Origin of the sequence: Limnohabitans sp., from assembly GCF_044373035.1 — a bacterium.
Lineage (GTDB): Bacteria > Pseudomonadota > Gammaproteobacteria > Burkholderiales > Burkholderiaceae_C > Limnohabitans_A.
In genome coordinates, this window is sequence record NZ_JBILQU010000100.1 from 1 (window position 1) to 9,722 (window position 9,722).

The window sequence follows — 9,722 nt, forward strand, 5'->3', positions numbered from 1 at the left end:
CGAACACCGCGCGTGCGTTGTCTTGCTTGACCCAGTCGATGTACCCCTTCAGCGTTGTCGCTGGAACCTTGGCGCTCACGATGTAGGCCACATCGAATCCGGCAACGCGAGAAACGGGCGCCACGTCGGCCAAGGAGTACTTGAGGTTGCCACGCGTGTGGGGTGTCAAGGTCATAGCACCCGATGGGGCCATCAGCAGTGTCGTGCCGTCTGCGGGTGCGCTCTTGAGCGCTTCGAATCCGAGGGCGCCGCCAGATCCGGGGCGGTTCTCAACGATCCAGCGTGAGCCATCGGATGCCGCCAGCACTTCGGCCACGCGACGCGCAAGGCCGTCCAGATCAGATCCGGCTACGGTACCGACGAAGATACGGTTTTGTGCAGAGGCCATATTTGGAATCGCGGTCAGTGCGCCAGTTACCACGATGGCGAGCGATGCGAAAAAACTCTTCATAAGTTGAACTCCTTTGATGTTTGTATGAGACATTAATCACGGAAGGCGTTGTCTCGCCTTTTTCTTATTGCAGGCAACAATGCGGCCACCAGCATCACGACCGAAAACGCGATCAAGGTGCCAGAAATAGGGCGGGTGAGCAGCACGCTCCAGTCACCGCGTGCAACCAGAAGCGTGCGGCGCAGGTTCTCCTCGAGCATCGGCCCGAGCACCATGCCCAGCAACAAGGGGCCGGCTTCGCATCTGAGTTTGATGAATAAAAATCCGATGATGGCAAACACACCCGCAAGGTAAATGTCGAAATTGTTGTTCGACAGCGTGTACAGGCCAATCACGCAAAAACAAACGATCGATGGAAACAAGAACCGATAAGGCACTGTCAGGAGCTTCACCCAAATGCCGATGAACGGCAGGTTGAGGATGATCAACATCAAGTTGCCGATCCACATCGAAGCAATGAGGCCCCAGAACAAGTCGGGGTTTTCCACCATGACCTTGGGGCCTGGTGCGATGCCCATGACCACCATCGCGCCAATCATCAAGGCCATCACGGGGTTGGGCGGGATGCCCAGCGTCAGCATCGGGATGAAGGAGGTTTGGGCCGCGGCATTGTTTGCGCTTTCGGGTCCGGCCACGCCCTCGATCGCACCATGCCCAAAGCGCTCTGGCGTCTTGGAAACCCGCTTTTCAAGCGTGTAAGAAACAAACGACGCAAGAATGGCACCACCACCCGGCAGGACGCCCAGCAAGGAGCCGAGAGCCGTACCCCGTAAGACAGCCGGCATCGCCTGCCGGAAGTCCTCACCTGTTGGCCAAAGGTTCTTGACGTCCCGCGTAAAGACTTCACGCGATTGAGGAGGGCGATTCAGATTGCCAATGATTTCGCCAAAGCCAAACAAACCCATGGCGACTGCGACGAACCCAAGACCGTCGGTCAACTCTGGAATGCCAAAGCTAAAACGTTCAACGCCTGACAAGGGATCGGTGTTGATCTGGCCAAGCAACAAGCCCAGAAGCACCATACCCACGGCCTTGGAGACTGATCCAGAGGCCAGCACAACCGCGCCGATCAAACCCAGCAACATCAACGCAGCGTATTCAGCCGGACCAAAGGCAAAAGCAATCCCTGCCAGTGCTGGCGCAAAAGCCGCCAACACCAAGGTACCCACGCAACCTGCAAAAAAAGAGCCCAGTCCAGCCGCCGCCAGCGCAGCGCCAGCCCGACCTTTGCGCGCCATCTGATACCCATCGATGGCCGTGACGATCGAGCTCGACTCTCCGGGCAGGTTGATGAGGATGGCCGTGGTAGAGCCGCCATACTGTGCACCGTAATAGACACCAGCCAACATGATCAGCGCGGACGTCGGCTCTAGCGTGTAGATCGACGGCAAAAGCATCGCGATCGCAGGCACAGGCCCCAATCCGGGCAGAACTCCGATGAGGGTTCCAATGAACACACCCCCAAGCGCAAAGGCCAGGTTCTGCAAAGTCAGCGCAACCCCGAATCCGGTTGCAAGATTTGAAAGCAGGTCCATTGTCTTGCCTCCTTAAAATTTGCTTGGCATGACTGGAATACGCAGCTCGAGTCCAACGACGAACAGCAACCAACTGCCTACTGTGAGGACCACCGCCAGGCCAAGCGCCTCACGAAACTTGAAGTCGCTGGTAGCAAAGCAAGTGAGCACGATGACGAATGGCAGGGTGATCAGCATGCCGAGACGCGGCAAGAGGAAACCCGCTCCAAGCACGGCTGCGACAATGACCAGCAAGGGGCGCCAAATGGGTGAGGTGATGCGGTCAGCGTCATTGCGTTCACGGCCCAGCGCACCCATCAACTCGATGAAGCCCACCATGGCCAGCAGCAGTCCAAGGCCGAGCGGAAAATAGCCGGGCCCGGGCCTTGCCGATGTGCCAAATCGATATTCAGTGGCACCCATTGCAAACGCCAAGCCCACCACGATGAAGACCACACCCGACCAGAAGTCGACTTCGCTTTTTATTCTCATACCTGTTCCTCCTGCAGCGCTTGATCTGGAATCGCAACCCGAGCCACCCCGAACACTTCCATCTGCACCAAATCGTGAAGCGGGACAACCTCGACGTCAAACACGGGGTTCTGAGGGTCGTCGATGGCGTACTCCCTAATACGTGGCGTTGACGGCAAATCGTCGGGGTAGACCCGCGTCAGGTCGTTGGCATCAAAGGTCTCGATGTTCAGGCCGGGGTAGCACAGCGAGAAGTCCACCAGCACATTGCCTGTGCGCGGCAGAACATGGGCGTCTCCCATGGCAAAACTCACTGCGCCCTCGGATGCATCGGTCGGCGTGGAGAAAACCACGCGCACAGTTCGCTCTTGCTCGTCGATTTCGTAGACAACCGCCTGGCTCAGTGACTCAGACGCACTCTTGACGCGCTCCCCTGTAAAAGGGATTGCCTGGTGCACGTTGTTGTTGAAGAGCACGATGTGCCCTTGTGGTGTCAGTCGTGGATTGTGCTGGTGGCTAGGCCAAATGAAGTCACGACCGACGGGCTTCAGCAGTTTGGCCCGTAACGGCTCTGACCAGGCGATGTCGCGCGCCAAAATCCAACGAATCTGGCCTGTCGATCGGTCAATCTTGATCACTGCGTCGAGGTTGCGCAGCGACAGCAGCACCGAGTTATCACGCGGGTCGTGGTGGACACCGTTGCCATGCGTCCAGTCCAAGTGGTCCGGGAAACCGCGCACCCACCAATATGACCAGAATGTGTCGTAGCCGATCTTGAACGGATCGAGGTGGTCGAAGCAGTTCCAGCGCCAAACCACTTCACCTTCCGGTGTGAACTCGATGACCTCGTCGCCCATCACCCATTGCGCCTGCCGAGGCGCAGTGGCGTCAGTCTCGCTCGTGTAGTAGTTTTCGATGCGACGAGGCACGGCATTGAGCGACAGGAAATTGCCGTTGGGCAGTGCATCGGGTTGGTGGTGCAGCGTCACCGCCTGTACCGGGACAGCACCTGGTGGCATCGGGGCAGGCCCCAGGGCAGCACCCCAGCAACGCAGTTTGCGTCCCAGCCAATCGATCTCGATCGGGCTGTTTCTTGTCGTGTGAAAGAACAAGTGACCGTTCTTCAATGCAGCCACACCGGAAATCCGTGCAGGGCTGCGGTAGAACCACACGATCTCGCCGTCCTCGTCAAGCGCCAGGATCAGACTCCAGTCGGTGGTGAATCGACGTTGCTCGGCTGTCATCCGATGTGATCGCCCAAGCGCGCGTCGCCGCACACTCAACAGCGTCAGTCCGGGCTCCATGCGTCCTCGCTGCGCACGGTTCACGCGCAGCGGGGGAAAGTCAAGGCTGCTGATCGGCAGAGCGGGCGTCTGCACCGTCAGCGGCTTTGCTGCAAACCGCTGCCCTTGAGCATCAATCAGAGACACATCCAATCGGTATAACCGAGCGGGCTTCAGCCCGACAACCGGCAGCGACTTGACGCCGGATTCAACCTCCCAGCGATAACGCTGTGACACTCCTTCGGAGACAGCCTTCAGTTCCAGTGTTCCGGCCACGTTCACATCGACTGACAGTACCAAGGCCATCGGCGCAACCGGATCCGCATTCGGCACCACACTGGGCTCTTGACGGAAACCCTGGATCGTCGGCTGCGCGTTGCTCATGAACAGTCTTTGCCTTGTTTAGATGCGCGCCAGCGCACGATCCAGTCTGGCTAATCCGTCCTCCAGATCGGCCGCCGTCAGACCAGCCGACACAAAGTAGCGGTCGCCTCGGCCAGCATAGACACCTTCTTCAATCAGCGCCAAGCGCAGTCGGCGTGCCTTTTCACGATCCGCATGTTCGGCAAGATCTCGTGCTGAGTACGCCACCGGCAGCGAACTGAAGTGGGCACAGAACACGCCTCGTACGCCTTGCACCAGCAGGTCGTGTCCGTGCTTGCTGCCCAGTCGCTTGAATTCGGTCATGAAGTGCGTCTGCATCTTGTCGATGTGCCGGTACGCCGCACCATCGTCGCGCTCCAGCATGCGCATGGTGGTCAGGCCCGCCGTCATGCTCATGGGAGCGGCATTGAAGGTGCCCGCACCCACTACAGCGTTGGAACGCAGCAGCTCGAAGATGTCCGCCCGACCTGCTACAGCCGCCAGCGGCATGCCACCTGCAATGGCCTTGCCAAAGCTGGCCAAATCGGGGGTGACGCCGTAATGGCCCTGCGCACCGCCAAGGCCCATGCGAAAGCCTGTGATGACCTCGTCAATGCAAAAGACCACGCCGTACTGCGTGCATAGCTCTCGCACCCGCTCAAGGTAGCCGGGGTGTGGGATGCAGCAGCCACCATTGGTCATGACGGCTTCCATCATCACCAAGGCAATGTCTTTGCCATGGGTCTTGAGCAGGTTTTCCAAAGCGTCTGCATCGTTCCATGGGATCTTGAAGGATTCCCGCATGGCAAACTCTGCGCGCCCTTCGGTGTGCATGGGGTCCGCCGGGTTTTCGAGTGCATAAGGATCGGCCCCCTGCTCATCGTTGACCCGGCCACCCAGAACATTGTCCAGCCAGCCGTGGTAATGACCCTCAAAGCGCACAAACAGGCGCCGACCCGTGAAGGCGCGCGCCAAACGCACCACCATCTGCACTGCCTCTGAACCGGTGGTCACAAATCGCACGCGGTCTGCGCATGGCACGTGGTTGACGATGCGCTCGGCCAGCTGCACCTCAGGCTCGGTCTGCAGCATGCCCGAGGCCACGACAAAAAGCTTTTCCAGCTGCGCATGAAGGGCGTCTTGGTATTCACGGTTGCCGTGTCCCCAGATGCCTGGCCCCATGCCGATGGCAAAGTCGATCAGCTCACGGCCATCAACGTCCCACAGCCTTTGACCCACCGCCCTGTCGATGAACACCGGGGGTTCGGGCAGCGCACGAAGATTGCTCTGCCGTCCTGGCATGACGCGTGCAGCGCGCGCGACCAAATCCTGTGTTCGCATGCCGAGCTTGAAATTCATTGGATCTCTGGTGTTCATGCTGACAGGTCCGTATCGATGACGCACACGTTGCCACCCACAGTGGCTTCGCTGCCTGCCTCCACGGTATGGGACAACAGCTTGCCGTCGCAAGGAGCATCCACCTCCATGGTCACTTTTTCACTTTCAATTTCGTACAGCGTTTCGCCCTTGCGAAAGATGTCACCGGGCTTCTTGTGCCAGACGCTGATGGTGGCAGACTCCATGTTCATGCCAACGCGGGAAAGTTTGAGATTGACTTTCATGGGTTTCAGGGACGGCAGTCCTTCAGTTGCTGGATGGTGGCGACGATGCGTTCGACACTGGGCATCACCAGCCGCTCCAAATTGGGGGCATAGGGCATGGCAACATCCGGCACCGTCACACGGCGAATGGGAGCACGCAGTGATCCGAATGCCTTGTCGGCGACGATGGCGGCGATATGACTGGCAGCACTGCAACTGTCACGCGACTCATCAACCAAGACCAGACGCCCCGTCTTCTCGACCGAGCTCAGGATGCAGGCTTCGTCCAGCGGAACCAGCGTGCGCGGGTCGATCACCTCGACATGGATACTGTGTTCATTGCGCAGTACCTCGGCCGCAGCCATGGCCAGCTTGACCATGGAACCGATGGCCACCACGGTCACGTCGCCACCCGTGCAACGCACCGCCGCCTGGCCCCAGGGCGTGACGTAATCGCCATCGGGCACCTCGCCCATCTCGCCTCCGCGGCCACCGGCTTCCAGGAAGAAGGATGGGCTGTCGCTGCGGATACAGGCCTTCATGAGGCCTTTGGCGTCTTCGGGGGTGGCGGGCACGGCCACGCGGATACCGCCCAAATTCATCAGCAGCGGGTAGGGCGTGTCGGAATGGTGCGCGGCGATGGAACGCCCACCACCGTAGGCCGCCACGTAGGTCACCGGCAAACGCGCCTGCCCCCCGGTCATATAGCGCAACTTGGCCGCCTGGTTGGCGATGGAGTCGAACCCCGTGTAGGTGAAATTGGCGAACATCATGTGCGCCACCACGCGGTGCCCTGCAGCGGCCGCGCCCAGCGCCATGCCGGTGATCAGTGTTTCCGAAATCGGTGTGTTGCGGATGCGGCTGGGCCCAAAGCGCTGCGAAAGCCCACGGGTGTCACCAAAAAGGCTGATCTCTACATCTTCTCCGAAAAGGATGACGCGTTCGTCGCGTGTCATCTCTTCAACGAGGGCTTCGTTGATCGCCTGGATAATTCTCTTCTTTGCCATGGATTGGGGCTCCCTCAGGCGAACATGAATTGCAGCGCTTGCTCTGGCGGAGGCGGCGGGCTGTCAATGGCAAATTGAACGGCGTCTTCGACCTGCGCCAGAATGCGCGCTTCGATGTCGGCCAACTGATCCTGCGTGGCTTGCTGAGTGCTCAAGAGTTGGGCCCTTTGTCGCTGGATCGGGTCGCGCTCAACCCAGGATTGAACTTCTTCTTCGCTGCGGTACTGTGCACCCTGCAAGAAACCGGTTTCGGCCTCCACATGCCCGGACATGCGGTATGTGAAGGCTTCGATGAAACTGGGACCTTCTCCGTTGCGGGCGCGTTGCACGGCCTCGCTGGCGGCGACCCACACCGCATCCAGGTCATTGCCATCGACCTGCACACCCGGGACGCCATAAGCGCCAGCGCGGTCCACGATACGACCAGCCACCACGGTGTCCGAACGCGAGAACTCCGAGAACAGGTTGTTCTCGCAGATGAAGATCATGGGCAGCTTCCAAAGGGCGCTGAGATTGAGCGCCTCGCTCATCACACCTTGGGTGGAAGCCCCATCACCAAAGAAAGCGACAGACACGCCGCCATCTCCCTGAAGCGACTGTGAGTAGGCCGCACCGCAAATCAGGCTGATGCCGCCGCCGACGATGCCATTGGCGCCCAAGATGCCCTTGCTCAGATCCGCCACGTGCATGGTGCCGCCCATTCCCTTGCACACACCCGTTACCTTGGCATGTATCTCGGCCATCATGGCCCGCACGTCACCGCCTTTGGCCAAAAAGTGGCCATGCCCACGGTGGTTGCTGGCGATCCAGTCGGTGTCGCGCAAGTGTTGGCACACGCCAACTCCTACAGCTTCCTGACCGCTGTAAAGGTGCACACCAGCAATCAATTTGCCCGCCTTGAAGTCCGCGCCCAAGCGCTCTTCTACACGGCGGATCAGCAGCATTCGTTCATACATGGCCAGACGTTCGGCCGGACTGGGACGGATGTCCCCGGGGTTCTCTTTCATGGCTTGAATCTCGGCCTTGTCGTCACATGGTTGAAGGAGGGGTCATTGACCCATGCGTTTACTAATTTTAATCATGTCATTTCTTTAAAAGCAATGATTTTTTAGCTCCTTGTCACCTGCGACACATTCTCAGCCTTATTTTGCTCATAAAAGCTACTTCTTTAGCTCAATTTGTACTTGATAAAACCTCCATAAATTGCTATCTATTACTTATTAAGAAATGCCATTTCTTTATTTGCAAATTTTGTCATTCATCAATGAAGCATGAATCAAGAGTTCCGGGACCTCAACCGCTGAAATCACCACACCCCCGAGGGTTTCAATCCACGCAGTTTGTGATCAACTCGATCAGGGCCACCGGTATCGCCCTCTTCAAAAACGTCAACAGCTGCTGCTCATTTGTCGTCCAGCCGGAAAGGTTCTCACTCATGGTGTTTGGCACCTCTTGGGTTAACAACCCAACAAGGGCAGGGGGCAACGGCGCTGGACCGCAACCACTTGGAAGGCTTTGGACAGTTTGGAGCGTTACAATTATCGTTACACGAGACCCCTTCGCTGCTGTGTGCATGGGCCTATGGGTCCTTTCCGTGCAAAAGAAAAACACCTTCCGTCATGGACCCAAGCATCCCATTGAAGCCCGACTTGAATCCCCAAAAGTTGTGCCAAATCATTGTCTTGCGACATCCTGATGTGAAATTATTTGGACACGAATACCCATGAGCAAGACCGTTGCCAAAGCCCTGACCATCCTCAAGCAATTCACGCCCGCCGCAGGTGACTTAGGCGCCAGCGACGTGGCACGCCTCTTGGGCATGGACAAGGTGATTGCCTACCGCCTGCTGCGCACCTTGGCGGCGGAGGACTTCCTGGTGCAAGACCCATCCACCAAGAAATACCGTCTGGGACCTGGCCTCATCGAATTGGCCAGTCACAACCTGCGTCAAGTGCCGGCTGGAGAGGTAGCGCGCCCAACCATGGAGAGCTTGCGCGATCTGTGTGACGAAACGGTCATGTTCGTCGTGCGTCGCGGCACGGAAACCGTTGTATCTCTTCCCCTGGAAAGCCGCCAACCCATGCGCGTTGCAGCCAATGTTGGTGATGCAGAGTCCATGCACAGCACAGCCTCTGGCAAGGTCATGCTGGCCTTCGGGCCCGATTCACTGTTCGACGAGGTGCTGGTGACCGGATTGCCAGCCGTCACGCCGCGTACCCTGACGAGTCCTGACAAGTTGCGCGCCGAGGTCAAGCGCGTGCGCGTGCGCGGCTGGGCTCTGGACAACGAAGAGTGTGCTGGCGGCATCCGCGCACTTGCAGCGGGCGTGTTTGGTCGCCGTGGCGAAATCGAAGGCTGCCTGGCCATCCGCGGGCCTGCCAGCCGACTGACTGACGCCGTCATCGAAAAACTGGCGCCAGAACTTGTACGCGCGGCGCTAGAGGTTTCCAAGAAACTCGGCTTTGAGCCGGCCATCTGATCAACTTGTTATCCATCCACAAGATCTTGATGAACAGCAAACGGCATTGGCCAAGATGGTTCGTGATTTACTCACCACGCGATTCGGTGTCTTGCTTCACATGATGGCGCAATCGCACTGAACAGCAACGCAAGAAACCCGGTCTCTGAAGCTGAGCGTTAATTGCTCAATATGGCCACCAGGAGCAGCGTACCGTCAATGCCCCGCCGTGGGCCGATCCTGCCCGGTGTGATTTCTGCAATCCTTGACTCAGCAGGCGAAGTGCGCGCCCGGGTGCATCAAAGCGAACGCATCAACCCGCCATCAATGCGCAAGCTTTGGCCCGTGATGTAAGCCGCCGCATCCGAGGCCAAAAAGGCGATGGTCGCGGCCACTTCTTCGCTGGTGCCGTAGCGCTGCATGGGCACGCTCTGACGGCGCTGTTCCTGGGCGGGCAGGCTGTCGATCCAGCCGGGCAGCACATTGTTCATGCGCACCTGGTGCACCGCGTGCTCGTCGGTAAAGAGCTTGGTGAATGCCGCCAAACCTGCGCGGGCCACAGCCGAGGTCGGGA

At 58.7% G+C, this 9,722-nt stretch carries 10 protein-coding genes; 1 reads left to right on the forward strand and 9 read right to left on the reverse strand.

All coding sequences use genetic code 11. The features are described 5' to 3' along the window. The 8 genes from ACIQ47_RS12775 to ACIQ47_RS12810 form a co-directional block, all read right to left on the reverse strand. The coding region (locus ACIQ47_RS12775; RefSeq protein WP_396438476.1) for a tripartite tricarboxylate transporter substrate-binding protein at positions 1-451 on the reverse strand (451 nt) is incomplete at its 3' end. 32 nt (positions 452-483) lie between these two features. Next, complete coding sequence (locus tag ACIQ47_RS12780) at positions 484-1,986, reverse strand: tripartite tricarboxylate transporter permease (protein ID WP_396438477.1); 1,503 nt, start codon at positions 1,984-1,986, stop codon at positions 484-486. A 12-nt stretch (positions 1,987-1,998) separates the two neighbouring features. Beyond that, the gene (locus ACIQ47_RS12785; protein WP_396438478.1) at positions 1,999-2,457 is read right to left on the reverse strand and encodes a tripartite tricarboxylate transporter TctB family protein; all 459 of its coding nucleotides are present in this window, start codon (positions 2,455-2,457) and stop codon (positions 1,999-2,001) included. After that, positions 2,454-4,103, reverse strand: a complete 1,650-nt coding sequence (locus ACIQ47_RS12790; RefSeq protein ID WP_396438479.1) for an aryl-sulfate sulfotransferase — start codon at positions 4,101-4,103, stop codon at positions 2,454-2,456. Before ACIQ47_RS12790 ends, ACIQ47_RS12785 begins: the two co-directional genes overlap by 4 nt. 18 nt (positions 4,104-4,121) lie before the next feature. Next, complete coding sequence (locus ACIQ47_RS12795) at positions 4,122-5,459, reverse strand: aspartate aminotransferase family protein (protein ID WP_396438480.1); 1,338 nt, start codon at positions 5,457-5,459, stop codon at positions 4,122-4,124. After that, positions 5,456-5,704 carry a lipoyl domain-containing protein gene (locus ACIQ47_RS12800; RefSeq protein WP_396438481.1) on the reverse strand — a complete coding sequence of 83 codons (249 nt, stop codon included), beginning with the start codon at positions 5,702-5,704 and terminating at the stop codon, positions 5,456-5,458. The genes ACIQ47_RS12795 and ACIQ47_RS12800 overlap by 4 nt, the downstream gene beginning before the upstream one ends. Before the next feature lie 5 nt (positions 5,705-5,709). After that, on the reverse strand, positions 5,710-6,690 hold the full coding sequence (locus ACIQ47_RS12805; RefSeq protein WP_396438482.1) for an alpha-ketoacid dehydrogenase subunit beta: 981 nt from the start codon (positions 6,688-6,690) through the stop codon (positions 5,710-5,712). A 14-nt stretch (positions 6,691-6,704) separates the two neighbouring features. Further along, positions 6,705-7,697: a thiamine pyrophosphate-dependent dehydrogenase E1 component subunit alpha gene (locus tag ACIQ47_RS12810; RefSeq protein ID WP_396438483.1), complete on the reverse strand. Its 993-nt coding sequence runs from the start codon at positions 7,695-7,697 to the stop codon at positions 6,705-6,707. Positions 7,698-8,413: 716 nt separating this feature from the next. Here ACIQ47_RS12810 and ACIQ47_RS12815 point away from each other — a divergent pair. Further along, positions 8,414-9,169, forward strand: a complete 756-nt coding sequence (locus ACIQ47_RS12815; RefSeq protein ID WP_396438484.1) for an IclR family transcriptional regulator — start codon at positions 8,414-8,416, stop codon at positions 9,167-9,169. Between the two features lie 278 nt (positions 9,170-9,447). Here the strand turns inward: ACIQ47_RS12815 and ACIQ47_RS12820 are convergent. Further along, positions 9,448-9,722 (reverse strand): SDR family oxidoreductase (locus ACIQ47_RS12820; protein WP_396438485.1); only part of this gene is annotated, 275 nt, incomplete at its 5' end.